12 protein-coding genes are annotated in these 18,327 nt (G+C 64.7%); 2 read left to right on the plus strand and 10 right to left on the minus strand.

Translation table 11 applies throughout. The features are described from left to right. Positions 1-8: 8 nt before the first annotated feature. Complete coding sequence (locus tag H0193_RS08165; protein WP_181889344.1) at positions 9-1,613, minus strand: amidohydrolase; 1,605 nt, start codon at positions 1,611-1,613, stop codon at positions 9-11. 123 nt (positions 1,614-1,736) lie between these two features. Between H0193_RS08165 and H0193_RS08170 the strand changes: the two genes are divergently transcribed. Further along, positions 1,737-2,912, plus strand: a complete 1,176-nt coding sequence (locus H0193_RS08170; protein WP_181889345.1) for a helix-turn-helix domain-containing protein — start codon at positions 1,737-1,739, stop codon at positions 2,910-2,912. Here H0193_RS08170 and H0193_RS08175 read toward each other — a convergent pair. The 4 genes from H0193_RS08175 to gabT all read right to left on the minus strand — a co-directional run bounded on the left by H0193_RS08175 (position 2,872) and on the right by gabT (position 8,762). Then, positions 2,872-4,509, minus strand: coding sequence for a thiamine pyrophosphate-dependent enzyme (locus H0193_RS08175; protein WP_181889346.1), 1,638 nt, complete (start codon positions 4,507-4,509; stop codon positions 2,872-2,874). The genes H0193_RS08170 and H0193_RS08175 overlap by 41 nt on opposite strands. 160 nt (positions 4,510-4,669) lie before the next feature. Beyond that, a complete protein-coding gene (locus tag H0193_RS08180; RefSeq protein WP_181889347.1) occupies positions 4,670-6,040 on the minus strand; it encodes an aldehyde dehydrogenase family protein in 1,371 nt (456 codons plus the stop codon). A 19-nt stretch (positions 6,041-6,059) separates the two neighbouring features. Then, positions 6,060-7,448: an NAD-dependent succinate-semialdehyde dehydrogenase gene (locus H0193_RS08185; protein WP_181889348.1), complete on the minus strand. Its 1,389-nt coding sequence runs from the start codon at positions 7,446-7,448 to the stop codon at positions 6,060-6,062. Beyond that, the gene (gene gabT / locus H0193_RS08190) at positions 7,449-8,762 is read right to left on the minus strand and encodes a 4-aminobutyrate--2-oxoglutarate transaminase (RefSeq protein WP_181889349.1); all 1,314 of its coding nucleotides are present in this window, start codon (positions 8,760-8,762) and stop codon (positions 7,449-7,451) included. It lies immediately after the preceding gene. A 127-nt stretch (positions 8,763-8,889) separates the two neighbouring features. On the opposite strand from gabT, the gene H0193_RS08195 reads away from it, so the two are divergent. Beyond that, entirely contained in the window at positions 8,890-10,329 is a 1,440-nt protein-coding gene (locus H0193_RS08195) for a PucR family transcriptional regulator (RefSeq protein WP_181889350.1), read from the plus strand. A 9-nt stretch (positions 10,330-10,338) separates the two neighbouring features. On the opposite strand, the gene H0193_RS08200 is transcribed toward H0193_RS08195, so the two are convergent. From H0193_RS08200 to H0193_RS08220, 5 genes are all read right to left on the minus strand, one after another. Beyond that, on the minus strand, positions 10,339-12,645 hold the full coding sequence (locus H0193_RS08200; protein WP_181889351.1) for a LamG-like jellyroll fold domain-containing protein: 2,307 nt from the start codon (positions 12,643-12,645) through the stop codon (positions 10,339-10,341). A 252-nt stretch (positions 12,646-12,897) separates the two neighbouring features. Further along, the gene (locus H0193_RS08205) at positions 12,898-14,634 is read right to left on the minus strand and encodes an RNA-binding domain-containing protein (protein WP_181889352.1); all 1,737 of its coding nucleotides are present in this window, start codon (positions 14,632-14,634) and stop codon (positions 12,898-12,900) included. Between the two features lie 491 nt (positions 14,635-15,125). After that, entirely contained in the window at positions 15,126-15,383 is a 258-nt protein-coding gene (locus H0193_RS08210) for a hypothetical protein (protein WP_181889353.1), read from the minus strand. 18 nt (positions 15,384-15,401) lie between these two features. Next, a complete protein-coding gene (locus H0193_RS08215) occupies positions 15,402-16,712 on the minus strand; it encodes an inorganic phosphate transporter (protein WP_181889354.1) in 1,311 nt (436 codons plus the stop codon). Between the two features lie 85 nt (positions 16,713-16,797). Next, positions 16,798-18,159: an aromatic amino acid transport family protein gene (locus tag H0193_RS08220; RefSeq protein WP_181889355.1), complete on the minus strand. Its 1,362-nt coding sequence runs from the start codon at positions 18,157-18,159 to the stop codon at positions 16,798-16,800. Between the last annotated feature and the right edge of the window lie 168 nt (positions 18,160-18,327).

Consider the following 18,327-nt stretch of genomic DNA (forward strand, 5'->3'; position numbering starts at 1 on the left):
AGTCCTTCCTAAAAGCTGCCGTGGACGAGTTGCCCGCCCAGCACAGTGGCCTCAACGGGGATGTCGCCGATCTGGCTGGCCGGCACTTCGGCTGGATCGGCTCCCAGGACCACAAGATCTGCGAGCTGGCCAGGCGCAATCTGCCCCTTTTTCCCAGCCCAGCCTGTCGCCGCGGCGGATCCCGCGGTGTAGGCGTACAGCGCCTCGTCGACGGTGATCCGGTCCTCCGGCCCGTACTCTTTGCCCGCGGCCGTGGTGCGTTCGACAAAGCTCTGCACCACGGCGAGCGGGGTGCCCGTGGCCACTGGCCTGTCGGAGCTGCCCGGCAGCACCACGCCGCGCTGGAGCAGCCGCTTCGCCGGGTAGGAAAGTGCTGCCCGTTCGGCGCCGATCGCCTCTGCCATCGCGTCTCCGAATTCCGCGATGAAGCGCGGCTGTGGCACGAGCACGACTCCGGTCTTGGCCATGCGCTCGATTTGGTCGTTCCGCACCACTCCGCCGTGCTCGATGCGGTGCGGGACCGTGCGGGGCCCATGCTTATCGACGGCTTCGCTGATCACGTCCAGCGCAAAATCCACCGCTTTGTCTCCGATCGCGTGCAATGCCAGCGACCACCCGCCGGCCGCTGCCGCGAGCGCACGCGAACGCATCGTTTCGGTGTCGCCTTGGAAGTACCCGGCGTGGCAGCAGCAGGCGTAGTCCTCGGTCATGGCCGCTGTCTTTCCCAGCAAGGATCCGTCGGTGAAAATCTTCACTGGCCCGATCTGCAGCAGATCGTCTCCAAGTCCAGTGCGGATGCCGGCGTCGAGGCCGTGCACCTCCGGGTCGCCCTCGTGGCCGTCGATGCCGTGCAGCGCGTCGAGAGTGATCATCGCCTGCGTACGCACGTGGAGCTTTCCCATCTCGCGCGCCCGCTGGTAGAAGCCGAACTCCTGGGGGCTGTGTCCGATCCAGCCGCCTGCGACGCCTGCGTCCGTCACCGAGGTGATGCCCTCGCCGAGGTAGTGCCGCCCGGCGCGGTCAAGCGCGTCGGTGATGTTGCTTTCGCTTTCCGGCTGCAGCACATCGTTGATCGGGCGCATGGCGTTTTCGTCCAGCAACCCAGTGGCGTTGCCGGTGTCGTCCACGACCACTTCTCCGCCTTCTATCTGCGGCGGGTTCGCCGGATCGATTCCGGCTCGGCGCAGCGCCTCGCTGTTGACCGTGTATGCGTGCCCGGAATTGTGCTTGATCAACAGCGGTTTGCCCGCGGTTGCGTGATCGAAGTCGGCGATCGGCACCGGCCCGTCTGTGAGCAGGTTCGGATTGAATCCGCTGGCTACGACCCAGTCGCCAGTGCTTCCCGTCCGCAGTGCCGCCAGCACGTCGCCACGCGTGCGCGCGCCACCGAGGTTGATTTCCCGCAGTGTCTGGCCGAACCACACGCTGTGCGCGTGGGCGTCGTTGAACCCCGGGATGACGGTGCGGCCGCGTGCATCGATCACCGTGTCGCCGGGCGCTGGCTCGCTGTCCACCTCCAGGATGCGGCCGAAGCCCATGCGTATCGACGTCGCGGTGCCGCCCGCCCCGTCCATAGTTTTTGCGCGCGCGTTGATGATGGTGGTTGCGTTCATAAGCCCGCCTCCTCCGTGCAGCTCTAAATTGTGTCCCCTGACACTATTGGGTAACCGCCGTGATCGGCACCTCTTTGCGGACATCTGGCACATCTCATAACCCGCGCTTGTAACGTTGTGCACATGCACACTGATTCGACGGACGGCTGGAACGACATTGTCCAGCAGGTTCGTGAGGACTTACCCGAGCTCGTCGATGCTTTCCTCGAGCAGTTCCACGACTTGGGCTACTACCGCGAGGACATCGTGGACGACGCCGAGCTCCGCTCGACAGCCTCCAGCATCCTGGGGCTTTTCCTGGTGCAGCTCGAATACGGGATGGATGAAGACTCACTCGCAGCGCACGCCCGCCAGCTGGGCACCAAACGAGCGCACCAGGGCGTGCGCCTGTCCGCGCTGGTAGATGCCATCCAGATCGACTTCACTGTGTTGTGGGACCACTTCCGCGCAACGGTTTCCCCGGAACAGCTGCCTGTGCTGGTGGAGCACGTGGCGGACATTCAGAAGCTGGTGTCGCGCTACACGGTGCATATCCGCGGCGCGTATGCGGCCGAGCAGGCGCGGGCGCGGCACGACGCCCGTTTCGCCCACGCCCGCCACATTGAGCGGCTCTTTTCCGCCGAGCATTTGGGGGAGCAGGCCATGGGGGCCATCTCCAGGGCACTGGGGATTGCGGAGGGCACCGCCATCGACCTCGTGGTGTTCCACCCCAGCGAGTGGGCCCCGGCCCAAACCGTGCTGGAGCCTCTCGCCGCCCGCGGGGAAATCTTCGGCCACGGATACCACGGCCTGTACGCGGCCTTCTTTCCCGCCAGCACACAAGCCCAGGATTTCATCCGGGATCACACAGACCACCTCGGTGCGGTGACGTTCAACCAGCTCCCAAACTTGGCGGCGGTGCGAGCCGCTGTGCGTGCGAGCGTGAGCATGTTCGACGCCGCGGAAAACCCCGGCCGCCTCATCCCTGTGCAGGACGTGGCCTGGGCGTTAGCGGCGCAGCAGATCCGCCCGTTGCTTCCTGTGCAGCTTCACGCTGCGCACGCCGGGGTGGTGGAGCTGCGCAAGAGTGCGCCGGATGTGGTGGATACCGTGGAGGCGTACCTGAAAAGTGGATCCACCAAAGATGTGGCAGCGCTGCTGCACTGCCACCGGAACACGGTGGTCAACCGCCTGCAGTCCTTCAAGGCGCACACCGGCCTGGACGTCACCGTCCCGTCGCAGGCGGCGCTCGCGCTGGCCTCGCTACCGTGGAAGGGCGCTATTCCGGCAGCCCCAGCTCCTGCGCCACAATCACATTGACGATGGCGGGCACGCGCTCCTCGCGCACCTTCCGCAGTGCCCGCTCGATGGCACCGGCGGCCTGGTCGTCTGCAGTGACCAGCTCGCCATGGCCGCCAAACGCTTTCGCCACCTCGGCAAAATCCGGATTGACCATCTGGGTTCCGCTCACCCTGCCCGGGAAGTACTTCTCCTGGTGCCCGCGGATAGTGGAGTACTGGCCGTTGGTCACCGTCACCGCCAGGAACGCGGTGCCCTCCTGCACTGCGGTGGCGAACTCCTGGCCGTTCATCAGGTATTCGCCGTCGCCGGCGATCGTAACAACGGTGCGTTCCGGGAACTCCAGCGCGGCGGCAACCGCCGCAGGCACCGAGTACCCCATGGAGCCGTTGCGCATGCCCAGCTGGGAGGGGAACTGCTCGGTGCGCAGGAAACGCTGGGCCCAGATGCAGTGGTCGCCGGCGCCGAAGGTGTAGATCCCGTCGTTGCCAACCTGCTCCTGAAGCTGCCGGAACACCTCCTCAAGGTGGGCGGTGCCTTCAGGTGCTTTACGCCAGGTATCCGGCTGGCTGATCGCGGCAAAGTCGAGGTGCGCCTGGTGCGCGGCGGCGTAGCGCTGCTCGTCCGCCACCGGCACGTCCAATGTGGCCAGCGCGTCCACGAACTCCGCTGGCGAGGCCACGATGTGTTCGGTCACCGCGCCGGAGTGGCCGCGCAGCGCTGTGTCCATCAGTGCGATGATGTTCACCGCGTCCGGGCTTTGGCGCAGGGTGTAACCGTCCGTCGGGACGTCGGTAAGCGCCGCGCCTACCTGCACCAACACATCGGCGTCGTCCAACAGGCGCGCGACGTTCTCGTCGCGGCCGTAGCCCAGCCAACCGGCGTTGGCGGCAGCGGAAAACGCGATGCGGTCCGTTGCGCGCCAGTCGTGCACCACCGGAATGTTGTGGGCGTCCGCGAACTCGGCGAGTTTGCGCGAGGTCTCCTGGTCCCACCCGGGGCCACCTGCGTAGATCAGCGGCCGTTTCGCGGAAGCAAGCTGCTTTTCGACGGCGTCCCGTTGCCCCTGCGACGCCCCTCCCCGCGACACCGGGCGGGGAGGATACACAGTGCCTTCGAACTCTTCGTAGAGCACATCTTCCGGCAGACCGACCACTACCGGTCCGGGGCGGCCGGTGGAAGCCTGGAAGAACGCGTCGGCCACGACGCGGGATGCGGAAGACGGGTCGTCCAAAACGAACACCTGCTTGGCCTGCGTCCCAAACCACGCCTTCGGGTCGAACTCCTGGAAGGACTCGCGGTCCCGGTCCGAAAACGGGATCAGTCCGACAAACAGCACCATCGGGGTGCAGTCCTGCCATGCCGCATGAATGGCCACGAAAGCGTTGGACGCACCCGGGCCGCGGGTGACCATGGCAACGCCGGGCTTGCCCGTCGCCTTGCCCTGGGCTTCCGCCATGTAGGCGGCGCCGCCTTCCTGCCGGCAAACCACTGTGTCGATGGAAGAATCGTGCAGCCCGTCCAGCACCGGGAGGAAGCTTTCCCCAGGGACGATGAACGTGCGCTCGACGCCCTGCGCCTCCAGCGCGTTCACGATTTCCTTGCCGACATGGACCATGCGGGTGCCACCTTTCTCAATCGGTTATGCCTCCTCGGGAGCGTTTCCCCGAGCGTATTTGAGACGCCGCAGCCAAAAATGTGGTTGCGGAGATCCCGTGCGAAACGTCAACGGCTATGTCAGGAGCGTATGCAAATGCACACTCACCCAGCACCGCCGTCTACTCGGCCACGTAGTAGAGCTGCTTGTTCACAAACTCATCCATGCCCACCGGGCCGAGTTCGCGGCCGTAGCCCGATTGCTTCACGCCGCCGAAGGGCAACTCAACCCCCTCGCCGGCGGGAGTGTTCACGTTGGCCATCCCAACCTCCAGACGGTCTGCGACGGCCTTTGCCCGGTCCTCGTCCGTGGAGAACACCGCACCACCGAGCCCGTATAGGGAGTCGTTTGCAAGGGCGACGGCTTCCTCGTCCGAGGAGACCTTGTACACCTCGGCGACGGGGCCGAAGAATTCCGCGTAGAAGGGCTCAGACCCCCGGGGGATGTCCGTGATTACAGCGGGGGAGACGTACGCGCCGGACTCGCTGAGCTCTCCGCCGACCCGCAGGTTGGCGCCGGCGGCAACGGCCTCGTCGAGCTGCTGGCGCAGCCCCTCTGCCGCGCCTCGCGACGACAGCGGGCAATACGTGCCCTCTTCCACCTTGTCCCAGGTCGTCGGCCGCATCGCCTTTGCCAGCTCTACCAGCTCAGCCACGAACTCGTCGTAAATATGCTCCATCACAATCATGCGCTTGTTGGAATTGCACGCTTGGCCGGTGTTGATCATTCGGGTGGTGAAGGCCAGCTTCGCCGCCGCGGCCACATCGTCCGTATCCAGCAAGATGTAGGGGTCTGTGCCGCCAAGTTCCAGCACGACTTTCTTCAGCTTCTCGCCGGCTTGAGCCGCGACGGCCGCGCCGGCACGCCCGGAGCCAGTAAGAGAAATCCCCTGGATACGCCTATCCGCGATAATGTCCGAGACCTGTTCATGCGAGGCAAAGACGTTGACGTACACGCCGTCGGGGATCCCGGCCTCGCGCGTGAGTTCCTCGAATCGCAGTGCGCTGCGCGGGCAGATCTCCGCGTGCTTGAGCACGATGGTGTTGCCCAACATCAGGTTCGGGCCCACAAAGCGTGCGACCTGGTAGTAAGGAAAGTTCCACGGCATGATGCCTAGCAAGGGTCCGAGGGGCAAGCGGCGCATCACCGCTGTGCCGCCTTCGGTTGGTAGCTGCTGTTCCGCCGCGAATTTCTCGCCGTTGTCTGCGTAATAGTCGATGATATCGGCGGAAAACTCGATCTCCGCCACCATCTCCTGCAACGGCTTGCCCATCTCTGTGCACGACACTTCTGCGAGCTCGCGGCTGTTGCCGCGGAGAAGCTCCGCGAGCGTTTTCAAGCGCTCCGCACGGTAGCTGTACGGTTGCGCGGACCAGCCGGCAAAAGCGGCGGCGCTCGCTGCGATCGCGTCCTGGACCTGCTGATCAGTAGCGCCAGTGAAGGTCTCCACGACTTCGCCGGTAGCCGGGTTGGTTACTGCGTATTGGGACATGGTTGTGATTCCTTTCTGGTTACAGCGCCAGGTACTTCACGTTGAGATACTCGTCGATGCCTTCGGCGCCGCCCTCCCGGCCGAAGCCGGATTGCTTGATACCACCGAAGGGGGCCGCGGCGTCCGAGATGGCGCCGCGGTTGATGCCCACCATGCCGGCCTTGAGCTCTTCGGCGAGACGGTGGCAGGTATGCACGTTCTCGCTGAATCCATACGCCGCCAGCCCGAACTCGGTGTCGTTGGCGGCAGCGATGCCCTCGTTGAGGTCGGCGAAGGTGGTCACGGTGGCCACCGGACCGAAGATCTCTTGGCGCAGGATGGGGGCGTCCGCAGGGACGTCGATGAGGACGGTGGCCGGGTAGAAATAGCCCTTGCCTTCGGGGACCTCGCCGCCGGTGGTGACGGTGGCTCCGGCCGCAACCGCCTTATCGACGAGCTCCGCTATCCCGTCGCGCTGCTTCGCGGTGATCATCGGGCCGAGCGTGACGCCGTCGTCAAGGCCGTTGCCCATAGTCACCTCCGACATGCGCTGGGTGAGGCGCTCGGTGAACTCCCCGGCCAGAGACTCGTGGACGATAAAGCGGTTCGCCGCAATGCAGGCCTCGCCGCCGTTGCGCATCTTCGCCTGCATGGCGCACTCCACAACGAGATCCAGGTCCGCGTCCTCGCAGACCACAAACGGCGCGTTGCCGCCGAGCTCCATCGAGGTGCGCAGCAGATTGTCTGCAGACTGCTTGACCAGGATCTTGCCCACTGCGGTGGAGCCGGTGAAGGTGATCTTGCGCAAGCGCTCATCCGCCATCAGGGTCTCCGACAAGCCGGCGGAGTCGGTGGTGGTGAGAATCTGCACCAGGTCCTTCGGGCCGCCTGCCTCCGCAACCGCCTCGCCGATGACGTCTGCGACAAGCAACATTGTCAGCGGGGTCTCTGCGGCGGGCTTGACCACGATTGGGCACCCCGCCGCCATCGCCGGGGCGATCTTGCGGGTGGCCATGGCCAGCGGGAAGTTCCAGGGCGTAATCGCCAGCACGGGGCCAACCGGGACGCGCGTGACCGCAATGTCGCCGTTTCCCGCGGGTGCTCGGCCGAGGCGGCCGGGGATGCGCACCGCCTCTTCCGCAAACCAACGGAAGTACTCGGCACCGTAAGCAACCTCGCCCTTGGCTTCCGCCAGCGGTTTGCCCATCTCCTTGGTCATCGTGCGCGCGAACTCGTCGGTGCGCGCGGTGATCTTCTCGTACACAGCGCGCAGCACCTCAGCGCGTCCTCGCGGCGAGAACTCCGCCCACGCCCGCTGCGCTTCAACCGCACGGCCGAGAGCCGCAAGCCACTCGTCCTTGCCTGTGTCCGGTACTTGGGCGATGACGTCCTCGGTGGCGGGGTTCAATACGTCGAACTGTTTCGCCATTTACGCCACACGCTCCTTAATCGCGCCAGCGAGGATCTCCAGCCCCTCAACAAGTAGGTTCTCGGGGATCACCAGCGACGGCAGCAACCTGATCACGTTGCCGTCCATACCGCAGGTGAGAATCAGCACCCCCTGCTCCTTGCATGCGGAGGCAACGTCTGCGGTGGCCGCGCCGTCCTCAAGCTCCAGCGCGATCATCGCGCCACGGCCGCGCAGCTCCCGCACTCCGTCGAGCTCCGCCAAGGGTTCTAGGTGTGTGCGCACGATTTTCTCGATCTCGCGTGCGCGGCCCGGCAGGTCGTGCGTTTCCATCTCCTCGATGGCGGCCAAGGCGGCGGCACAGGCAACGGGGTTGCCACCGTAGGTGCCGCCAAGCGCGCCGGGAATGGGGGCATCGATGATTTCGGCGCGGCCCGTGACACCGGACAGCGGCAGGCCGCCGGCGATTCCCTTGGCCGTGGTGATCACGTCCGGCACCACGCCCTCGTGGTTGACGGAGAACCACTCGCCGGTGCGGGCGAATCCGGCCTGGATCTCATCGGCGACGAAGACGACGTCGTTGTCGCGGCACCACTGCGCAATCGCCGGCAAGAACCCTTCCGCGGGGACGATGAAGCCTCCCTCGCCCTGAATCGGCTCGATGACCACGCAGGCGAGGTTTTCTGCGCCGACCTCCTGCTCGATGGTTTTGATTGCGCGGTCGGCGGCTTCTTGGCCCGTCAGGCCGTCGCGAAGCGGGTAGGAGCCCGGCACCCGGTGGACGTCAGAAGCGAAGGGGCCGAATTTGGTCTTGTACGGCTTGTTCTTCGCCGTCATGGCCATGGTGAGGTTGGTGCGTCCGTGGTAGCCGCGGTCGAACACCACTACCGCTGGTTTTCCGGTGTAGGAACGCGCCACCTTCACAGCGTTTTCCACCGCCTCTGCTCCGGAGTTGAGCAGGAAGGACTTCTTGGCAAAGTCGCCCGGGGTGAGCTCGTTGAGCTTCTCACACACGGCGACGTAGGACTCGTACGGCGAGACCATGAACGAGGTGTGGGTGAACTTCCCTGCCGCGTCTGCAACCGCCGCAGCAACCTTCTCGTTGGACGCGCCGACCGAGGTCACGGCGATGCCAGAGGCGAAGTCGATGAACGCATTGCCGTCCGCGTCCACGAGCACTCCACCGTCACCCTCGACCACATAGCCAGGCAGCCCGGGGGAGAGGGCGCGCGCCACAGCACTCTGGCGGCGAGCGTCCAAATCCTTGCTCTTTGGCCCCATCCCGTCGGTGCTCACGCGGCGTTCTTGGGGGAGGTGGTACTTCAGATCCTGCATGCTGTGCTCCTTGTCTCCTTGCAACCATCGTTTCAACGTGTTGCAGCACAGTATGGGGACTCGGTGTGACCGGCGCCATGTACAGTGTGGCGATATTGCATCGACGTGATGTACGGAATGGAGCCCAATGGATCTGACCTTCACCTGGCTCACGCACAAACCAGAGCTGGCATTGCGCCAAGTTGTCGCCCCCTCTACCAGCGGCTTCGCGCTTGCGCAGACGAACGAACTCGAGGACGCCACCGAGTTCATCCAACCCGATTCGCTTGTGCTCACCGTGGGCATCGCCTTCAAGGACAACCAATCGGACCTGGGGCGCTACATCGACCACCTGGCGGACGCCGGGGCCGTGGCGATCGGCTTCGGCACCGGCCTGACGTTTACCACCATCCCCGAGCAGGTGGTCACCACGGCCCGGCGGCGCGGCATCGGACTGTTCGAGGTGCCGCGCCACATTCCGTTCATTTCGATCCTGACGGCGATCCACCAGGAGCAGCGCCGCCGCGCCCAACTTGAGCAGCAACGCCTCATCGACGACCAGGAACGCCTCACCCGCGCCGCCATCCCAGGCTCGTTGGACATGCTGGTCAGCACGGCTGCTGAGCTGCTGGATGCCAGCGTGCGCATCAACGGGCCCGGCGCGGCGCCGGTGGCCGCCGCCGAGTCCGCCGGGTACACACGCGCCGTGGACGAGGGCGCGCGCCTGCGCAGCTCAACGCACCGCCTGGTGTCGGGGCCGAAGCGCCCGTACTCGCTGGAGGTTGCCTCGGCGCAGCGTCCCCCTGCCGCGCTGCTGCGCCACTGCGCTGGTCTGGCAGACATGCTGCTGGCACGCCCCGCGGAGCTGCGCGCGGCACGCAACGAGCTCAACGCTTTCGCACTTTCGGCACGCTTCGGACTCGGCGACGGGTCCACGCTGCTGCCCCGGGGCTTCGACACGCCTATCGACGACTCCGGTCTCACCCGCCCAGCCGTCATCACCGCCGATAGAACGCGTGCACTCGAACAGGCGCGCAACGCACTAGATACTGCGGCCGACGCACAAGGGCACTTTCTGTACGCGGCGCCCCTCGACCGGCTGAGCATGGTAGTGCTGGTCCACCCCGACCAAGACGGCGCGGACTTTCTCGCCGCTCTCGGCGCCACCGCTCAGCGCGTGCGCGTCGCCGTCAGCCGCCCGCTGCCTGCGGCAGATCTCGATGCAGCCCACATCCGTGCGTTGAAATCGCGGTGCGGGGTGCTCGCACTCGGCGACAGTTCTCTTCCCGGTTCTTCGCGCGCGAGCTGGCTGACCGAACCCGCGGTGGCGGAGGCTCTGCGAGCACAACGCAAGGAACTACTCGGCGTGCTTGAGACGGAGGACGCCGAGCGCCACACCGACTACGCCAGAACTCTGACCGTGTTCTTGCAGCACGGCGGGCAACTGGCCCAGACCGCAGAGGCGCTAGGCATCCACCGGCACACCGCCCGCTCCCGCATTGCACGGATCCAGGAGCTGTGCGGCATTGACCTTGCTGATCCAGCGACGTTCGCGGAGGCGTTCTTCGCCGCAACCAGCGAGGTCTAGGCCGCAAACCTACATCTGAGGCAGGAACGGGCGCAGCTGGTCCACAATCCACTGGAGCGTTCCGCCCGCGCCGGCGAGCACCGCCACGAGCAGGCCGAGCACGCCCACCAGCACGCCGCCGGCGAAGGCGCCGACGCTGCTGCCCACGTTGGAGGAGCCGTCGCTGGAGGAGCTGTCGTCGGTAGGCTGCGGCTCGGCGGTGACAGTGGTCGGCACGGCCACGGTCGTGGTCGCGGTAGTCGGCGTGCCTGACACAGTGCTGGTGACGGTGGTCGGCACGGCCACGGTGGTCGTCACCGGAGCAGGCGCGGACGAAGGCGCAGCGGAAGAGGGAGCAGCGGTGGTGGTCGGCGCCGGGGCCTTGCCGCGGGCGGTCAGCCACTGGTCCGGGCCGATCGGGTGGTCCACCATGCGGATTTCGCCGATGTTGCCGAACCAGCCGTCGACCTTGTCGTTATCCCAGGCGGAGGTGCCCAGCAGCCACTTGTCGCCGTTGCCGCCCATGCCCAGCGGGCCGTAGCCGTCGCGCAGGATCGGGGAGCCGTCGACGTACATGGTCACGGACTTATCGGCCGGGTCGTTGACCACGGCGATGTGCATCCACTTGCCCTTCGGCACCTCGTGGGTCCAGTTGGAGAAGCCCTCGCCGTTTTCGCCGTAGGAGTACCACCGCAGTTCGCGCAGGCTGGACACGCCGAGCATCTGGATCGGGTCGCCGTCCTCGTCCTCGGGGTGGGTGATGGTGCCGGAGGCGTCGCGGATCAGGGCGTTGGACCACTTGTTGTTGTCGGCGTTCCAGTCCTCGTCGAGTTTGAGGAACGCCTCCATGGTGTAGCCGTCCTTGAACTCCTCCGAGTTGATGTCCGCGCCGGTGGCGGTTTCGAACCAGGCGGTGGAGTGCTTGAACTTCGGGTCCTTCCAGCGCAGGGAGCCGCGGTCCGCGGACAGCGGGTGCTTGTCGTCGGAGAAGGTCACCGCGTCTGCGCCCGCCGCGATGCGGTGGCGTGCGCGGGTCATGTCGTCGCCGTTTGCGACGTCGGGGATGACGGCGCCGGCGGGGGCAGCTTCGCCGTCGTTAAGCAAAGTGCCCTCGACCTTCGTCTGGCCGGGGCGCCAGTGCACGACGGTGCCGTCCACGTACGCGTAGTCCTGCTCGTTTTTCGGCTCGTCCTTTTCGGTGACCTCGTAGGCCTTGTAGCCGTCGGTGATGGTCTGCTTCAGCGCCTCGTTGTAGTCCGGGTCGTTGGCGTCGCCGGCCGTGAAGTCCGGCGCGAACGCCTTGAAGCGCTCCGCGAAGTCCAGATCGATGGTGTAGGAATCGCCCTCGCCCTCCATGATCAAGTGGTCGAAGGAGGTGAGCTGCTCGTACTTCTTGGACTTCACCCACGGCGAGTACGCGAGCATCTCCAGCTGGTTGTTGGTCAGGTCGAACTGCAGCTGACCCATCAGACCGTTACCGCCCAGGTAGGCCATCTGGTAGTCCTGCAGGATGTTGATCACGTCGTGGCCGGCATCGTTCTTCTCCACGTGGTAGCCCGCGCCGTGGTGGTGGCCGGCGATGGTGAGGAAGATCTGGTCGTTTTTACGGATCAGCTTGTCCCAGAGGTGCTCGCCGTACTCCTTGGTGAAGTAGGTGGAGCCATCACCGTTGATACCCGAGATCTCGTGCGTGGTGAGGATCACGGGCAGCTCCGGGTGCTTATCGATGACCTGCTGCGCCCACTCCAGCGTTTCATCGTTGGCGCGGAAACCGAGCGCGAGCACCAGGTACTTCTGCCCCTCGGCTTCGAAGATGTGGTACTCCGAGTCGACGCTCTGGCCCGGGAAGGCGTAGCCGTCGCCGCCGTTGTGGATCTCCGTGGAGGCGGTGCGGCCCATGTAGGTGGAGTTCTTCTTCGCGCGCTCCTCCGGGAAGTACTCGGTGAACGCGGATTTCCCGTCGAACATGGTCAGGTCGTGGTTGCCCGGCAGCACGGAGTAGTTCACTCCGGCGTCCTCGAGCTTTTTCATCGCGCGGTCCGCGATGTCCCAGCTGGCGCGGTCTTCCGGCTGGTCCACCACGTCGCCCAGGTGGGTGACAAACTGTGTGCCGAGCTTCTTGTGGTTTTCCGCCAGGAACTCGGTCTGCACATCGAACGGGTTGGTGCCGTAGCGGTCGCCGAAGATGTCGCCGGCGGCCTCGGTGCCGTAACGGGCGTAGAACTGGGTGTCCGGCATGACGCCGAGGGTGAAGCGGGAGGCGAGATCCTCCGCGTTGGCGACAGGAACTGGGGTGAGCAGGGCAAGGGCGGTGATTGCGGCTACGTGCTTGCGCATGGCGGTCCTTCGTTTCAGGCAGTTGCGGTTGAGCAGTTAGAAACGTAGCGCCCTCAGGTTTCGCTGAGGTGAAATTCAGGTGAAACTTAAGCTTATCGACGTTCAGCTCCGCCCTGCCGCCGTTTCCCGCCGTTTCCCCAGGGATTCTTTTCGGGACCGTTCTTCGGTTCCGAAAGATATAGGAAAGATATGGGGGGCGGTTTTTACTATTTTACCTGGTCAGCGAATTGTTCCGATATCTTTCTATATCTTTCACGCCCGGATCCAGCGGGTGCCGCGCCCACGCGGGGGACCTTCAGGGTCAATCTGTGCGCGACCAAGGCTGCGCAGGTGGCGGAGAATCCGCCCCGCCTCGGCGACGCTGACGCCGGTTTGGTCTGCGATATCGGCGGACCGGAGCGATTCGCCGTCGACAAGCTTTGCTTCTATCCACTCTTGGATGCTCACCGTTGCTAGGTCGCCTGCCCGCCCGCGCCCGAGCAGCTTGCGCGCTTCGCCGCTGAGCGTCCACTCGCTGGCGTCCGCTACCGAATCGAGTAGTCCAAGCTCGACGAGCACGCCCATGAGTTCTTCCACCTCGAGGGCAGTGAGCTGCGTTTTGTGGGCTGCAGTTGCCGCAGTGATCAGAGGCGCGGAATTGAGGTGCCAAAGCACGATCAGCGTTGCGACGCTGCCAATAACCGCCTCGCCGTAGAGTTCCGACAGTTTCCTGAGCCCCTTGATAAAGGTCGTGTCGGGCTGCTGCGCGGCCAGGACCACCTGGACATGGGACCCGGTGGCAAAAACCTCCGGGACGTTTCGCCCAGTGCGGATCATCGTGGCCCACATGCGGTCGAAACCGCGCGAGCTTTCCTCCGCCAGACCGAGCGTCCGCATCGCCGCCATGAGCCGGTTGTTCCTCGGAACAGATGTGGTGGTCAGCAGCTTATCCACCGACACTCCCGGCGGCAGGGGACCGGGCGAGGTGATCTTTAGCGTGCGGTAGGTCTGCTCAACCACAACCGGGCCGGGCAGCCGCCAATCGCGGTGAATGAACGCGTTGGAAACCACCTCATCTACAGCCTGCTCAGGGAAGCGGCTGATGGCGATCTCTTCACCGCCGTCGAACTGCACCCGTTCGATCTCCCTGTCCCCATTTTCCGCAATCAGGCGCCGCAGGCGGGGCAACGCCAGCAAAACTGGATCCGAAATCAGCGTGGCCTTCGGGTCTTCCCCCGGGATACTGCGCCACAGGTGCCGGACTACAACGTCTGTGGGGTCAGGATCGGCGAGGAGAATCTCAGCCGCCTGCTTGAGCTGGCCGTCATCGCGCACCAGACCAAGTTCGCGCAGCAGCCCGGTCGTTGTTTGCGGAACCGCGGCCTCAGAACCGCGCGCCCTTCTGTGCTCGCGGAGCATCCTCCGCGCCTCTTCAATCACAGCCAACGGCAGATCGTCCACGGAAATGTCCGCGGGGCCGTTCGAATAATCGGGATTGCGCCGGGCCTCGTCGATCGAGCGGCGCATTTCCTCAGTCATCGGCTGGCAGGAAAACTGGGCATCTGCCGTACGACGTTTCGCAGCACCGTCACCCCGGGTGTAGAGCGCCCGCGCCTCCGGCACATGGATAACCAGAAGCCTCGCTCCCCACGCTCGTACTGGCGTGATCTGCACATTCATGTTTGGCTTCGTGCCGTTGAATATCTTCTGAGCGAGCTTTTCTTCGTCCATCTGCGTACCGGTGAATGCGGCCTCGCCCGTGGCTTTATCCGCCACTCCCACAACAATGTGGCCGGTCGCAGCTTCACTGTTAGCCATGCAGATGGCTTCATTCAACAGCTTCTCGACGAGCTTCGCCTTCGCCCCCTTTTCCCCCTCCCGGGAGGCAGGATCCTCCTTGAACTCCAGGATGAGCGACTCCTGCGAGTCCGCCGTCGCCCCACCATGGATCGCCTCGAGAGCATCGCGGACGTGAGGGGCAAGATCATCCCAGGCAGACTCCGTAACCATGCCGCTGATTATACATTTCCCCAGGGAATTCTTTTTGGGACCATTTTTCGACCACGAAAGATATAGGAAAGATATGGCGCGGTGGATACAGGTCAAAATCTACCGTTTCCGCTGTTCAGCGAATTGTTCCGATATCTTTTCTATATCTTTCCGCACGCGAAAACCCGGGCCCGCCCCACAAGAGGGGATCGGGCCCGGGCTGTCACGACGCTGCTTTAGGAACGCGCGTCGACGTGCGGGAGCACGGCCAGCGGTGAGAGATCCGTCAGAGACGCGATGCCACGCTCCTCGTCGCGGAACCATGCGCGGACGTTGTTGATGAAGCCCTTCATGGCTCACCTCCTTTCGTTACCAGGGGAAGGTTGTTAACCTTCCGTTCACTTCGCGGTAACTCTAGGTTCGCGCAAATAGTTTGTCAACACCAACGATTGGCGCGCGTCCACGAAAAGGGCCCTGGCACGTGCCAGGGCCCTTCGGAAACTAGGGATGAGCTAGAGGAACGGGTACGGATCCCACCCGGTGAAGTACTCGATGCGCTCGCGGGCGATAAGCAGGATCGCGGCGATAACGGCAACGAACACGATGGCCAGGAAGATCCATCCCAGCACGCGGCGGCCGCCTTGCGGAGCGGAGCCGTCGCTAGCGGGAGAGAGGAAGTGGATGCTCAGGGCGTACAGGGCCGGCAGTCCGGCGCCGAGCAGGATGCCGACGGCGACAACGGAAAAAAGCGATTTCAGCAGTTCAAGCATGCGGGTTGTCCTTTCCGGCTAGCCGCGCGGGTGGTGGTCGTGGGTGGCTGCGGTGGACCCCGGCGCGCGCAGGCCGACGGAGGTGTCCACGAAGTCTGCGGGCTCGCCAGAGTCGCGGTGGGGCAGTTCGCTTTCAGACGCCCCTCCGGTGGTCTGCGCCGGCGAGTTGGAGTCGCCGTCCCAGTCGTCGTTGACGTTGTCCTTGTGCACCGGCTTCTGCGATGCCTGCCAGAACATGTAGCCGCCGCCGATGAGGATGATCAGCGCCAGGGCGACGCCGCCCCACACGAGGTCGCCGCCGAGCTCAGCGGCCCAGTGGCCAATCCACCAGGTGATGAAGGACACCAGCGCCGCAATGGGCAGGGTGGTGATCCAAGCCAGAGCCATGCGGCCGGCCACACCCCAGCGGACTTCGCCCTTCGGGCCGGTCAGGCCGGAGCCGAGGATGGAGCCGGTGGCCACGTGGGTGGTGGACAGCGCCATACCCAAGTGCGAGGAAGTAAGGATGATGGCGGCGGAAGACGTCTCAGCGGCCATGCCCTGCGGCGGGTGGATCTCCACCAGGCCCTTGCCCAGGGTGCGGATCACGCGGAAGCCGCCGGAGTAGGTGCCGATAGCAATCGCCAGCGCACATGCCAGCTGGATCCAGAACGGCATGGGGTGGTCGGAGCCGAACTGGCCTGCCGCCACCATGGCCAGGAAGATCACGCCCATGGTCTTCTGCGCGTCGGAGGTGCCGTGCGCCAGCGCCACCAGGGAGGCGGTGCCGATCTGGCCCCAGCGGAAGTAGTTGTCGCGGTGGTCCTTTTCCGCATTGGCGGTCAGTTTGTAGACCAGCCAGGTACCGATCGCGGCGATGAGGCCAGCAACAAACGGGGCGAACAGGGCGGGGACGATGATTTTGTCCAGCACGCCCTGCCATACCACGCCGTCGAAGCCGATGGCGGCGATGGCCGCGCCGATCAGGCCGCCGAACAGCGCGTGCGAGGAAGAGGACGGGATGCCGAACAGCCAGGTAAACAAGTTCCACATGATGCCGCCGGCCAGGCCGGCGAACACCACGAGGAGAAGGCGCTCGGAGTCAACTGTGTCGTTGAGGTCGAACAGATCGAGCTTCACAATGCCGCCCGCGACCGTCTTGGCCACGGCGACGGAAAGGAACGCGCCGATCAGGTTGAGTATGCCGGCGAGCGCCACAGCCACCTTGGGCTTGAGCGCGCCGGTGGCGATGGAGGTGGCCATCGCGTTGGCAGTGTCATGGAAACCGTTAGTGAAGTCGAAGAACAAAGCGACGACAATGATTAGTACGAGGAGAATTGTGATACTCACGCGGGAGATTATGCGCCTGTGCGGGCACAACCGAAACACTCGGAAGACAATGTTCGCGCAAAGTTCACCTACACGTCACCGGCACCTATCCGACGATGATGTTGCGCACCGCCACGCCCATGATCACTAGGCCCACCACCAGCACAAAGATGGTGTCCGGGCGGCGGGCGTAGTGCTTGAACGCCGTGGCCTTGTGAAACAGCAGCGCCGGCATGATGTACACCAAAAACGCCACGAACACGCCGCCGACCACGGAGATCATGTCCAGGATCGAGGGGTTCAACACGGCGACGATCACTGCGGTGACAAACACGAAGATGTTGACTGTGAGGCGAAGCGTGGACGTCGAAAAGCGAGCTGCGAAGTTCGGCGCCACACTGCGCAGCAGGTACGCGGTGCCCTCCTCCGTGCCGAGCAGGTGGCCGAAGTAGGAGGTGATGATCGCGCAGATGGCGATGATGGGGCTGATCCACGCCATAAACGGCGCGTGCGTCTCGTTGGCCAGGTACGACAGCACCGGCACGTTCTGCTCGCGCGCGGCGTCCATGCCGTCGGCGCCCAGGGCGAGGGCGCAGGACCAGACGAAGAACATGGTGAAGGTGACCAGCATGATCGCGGTGACCAGCTCCACCTTGGACACTTCGCGCTCCGTGGCAGCGACGTCTCCGTCCGTCTTCTTCTGCACGTCCAGCGCGAACTGGCTCAGCGCCGCCATGTGGCTGAAGGAAAACACCAGCACTGGCAGGATCAACAGGAGGCCCTGCCACACCGGGTAGGAGGACTCGTAGGAGCGGAAGCTGGCAAAATCCCAGCTCGGGATCAGGTACAGCGACACCGCCGCCAGCGCGATGATCAGCGGATACACCAGCACGTTGGCCAGCCACAGGGTGAGTTTCTTGCCGAAGGCGTACGCGCCCGTCATCAACCCCGCCGACGCCGTAGCCAGCACCCAGCGGCTCACCTCCGGCCCGCCGAGCTGGTTCACGATGAAGCTGTCCAGCGTGTTGGTGATGGAAATGGCGTAGATCAGCACCGTGGGATAGATGCCCAGCCAGTACACCAGCGCCGAGGCGAACCCGCGCTTGCGGCCGGTCAGCGCCGTGATCACCTGCAGCACGTCCAGCCCCTTCACCGGGGAGGCGGAGACGATGCGCGCGTAGGTGCGGTGGGAGAAAAACACCATCGGGCCGATCAAAAGCGTGGCAATCACCAGCGGCCAAAACCCGAAACTGCCTGCGTTGATGGGCAGGAACAGAATGCCAGCGCCCACGCCGGTGCCGAACAGCGTGATCACCCAGCGCATGAACGAACCGTCGGGTTCGTCGCCCTCGCGCTGCTCCTTGATCTGCTCGATGTCCGCGTCCGAGAGGTTCTCGCGGTCGAACTCTTGGCGCGAGAGCTCGAGGTGCTCGTCGCTGTGTTGCTCAGGTAGCTGGGCGTTAGTCATGGTGATCTAGATTACTCGCGGTGCCTTTGGGGCCGGTGTTTTGCATTCGCTTATCGACGACCCTCCGGTTGTGCCCGATGTCGCAGCAGCGGCGGCGCGATTCCCGGCGCGGCCGCGCCAGCAGCGCCGGCGATCCCGCAGATGGTGAAAGGCCAATGGTGAGAATTC

The sequence above is a fragment of the Corynebacterium haematomassiliense genome (assembly GCF_013978595.1).
Classification (GTDB): domain Bacteria; phylum Actinomycetota; class Actinomycetes; order Mycobacteriales; family Mycobacteriaceae; genus Corynebacterium; species Corynebacterium lehmanniae.

What these genes read in the sequence shown, in the direction of transcription:
- H0193_RS08165 (WP_181889344.1), bottom strand. Translation starts at nt 1,613, where the DNA reads ATGAACGCAACCACCATCATCAACGCGCGCGCAAAAACTATGGACGGG.
- H0193_RS08170 (WP_181889345.1), top strand. Translation starts at nt 1,737, where the DNA reads ATGCACACTGATTCGACGGACGGCTGGAACGACATTGTCCAGCAGGTT.
- H0193_RS08175 (WP_181889346.1), bottom strand. Translation starts at nt 4,509, where the DNA reads ATGGTCCATGTCGGCAAGGAAATCGTGAACGCGCTGGAGGCGCAGGGC.
- H0193_RS08180 (WP_181889347.1), bottom strand. Translation starts at nt 6,040, where the DNA reads ATGTCCCAATACGCAGTAACCAACCCGGCTACCGGCGAAGTCGTGGAG.
- H0193_RS08185 (WP_181889348.1), bottom strand. Translation starts at nt 7,448, where the DNA reads ATGGCGAAACAGTTCGACGTATTGAACCCCGCCACCGAGGACGTCATC.
- gabT (WP_181889349.1), bottom strand. Translation starts at nt 8,762, where the DNA reads ATGCAGGATCTGAAGTACCACCTCCCCCAAGAACGCCGCGTGAGCACC.
- H0193_RS08195 (WP_181889350.1), top strand. Translation starts at nt 8,890, where the DNA reads ATGGATCTGACCTTCACCTGGCTCACGCACAAACCAGAGCTGGCATTG.
- H0193_RS08200 (WP_181889351.1), bottom strand. Translation starts at nt 12,645, where the DNA reads ATGCGCAAGCACGTAGCCGCAATCACCGCCCTTGCCCTGCTCACCCCA.
- H0193_RS08205 (WP_181889352.1), bottom strand. Translation starts at nt 14,634, where the DNA reads ATGGTTACGGAGTCTGCCTGGGATGATCTTGCCCCTCACGTCCGCGAT.
- H0193_RS08210 (WP_181889353.1), bottom strand. Translation starts at nt 15,383, where the DNA reads ATGCTTGAACTGCTGAAATCGCTTTTTTCCGTTGTCGCCGTCGGCATC.
- H0193_RS08220 (WP_181889355.1), bottom strand. Translation starts at nt 18,159, where the DNA reads ATGACTAACGCCCAGCTACCTGAGCAACACAGCGACGAGCACCTCGAG.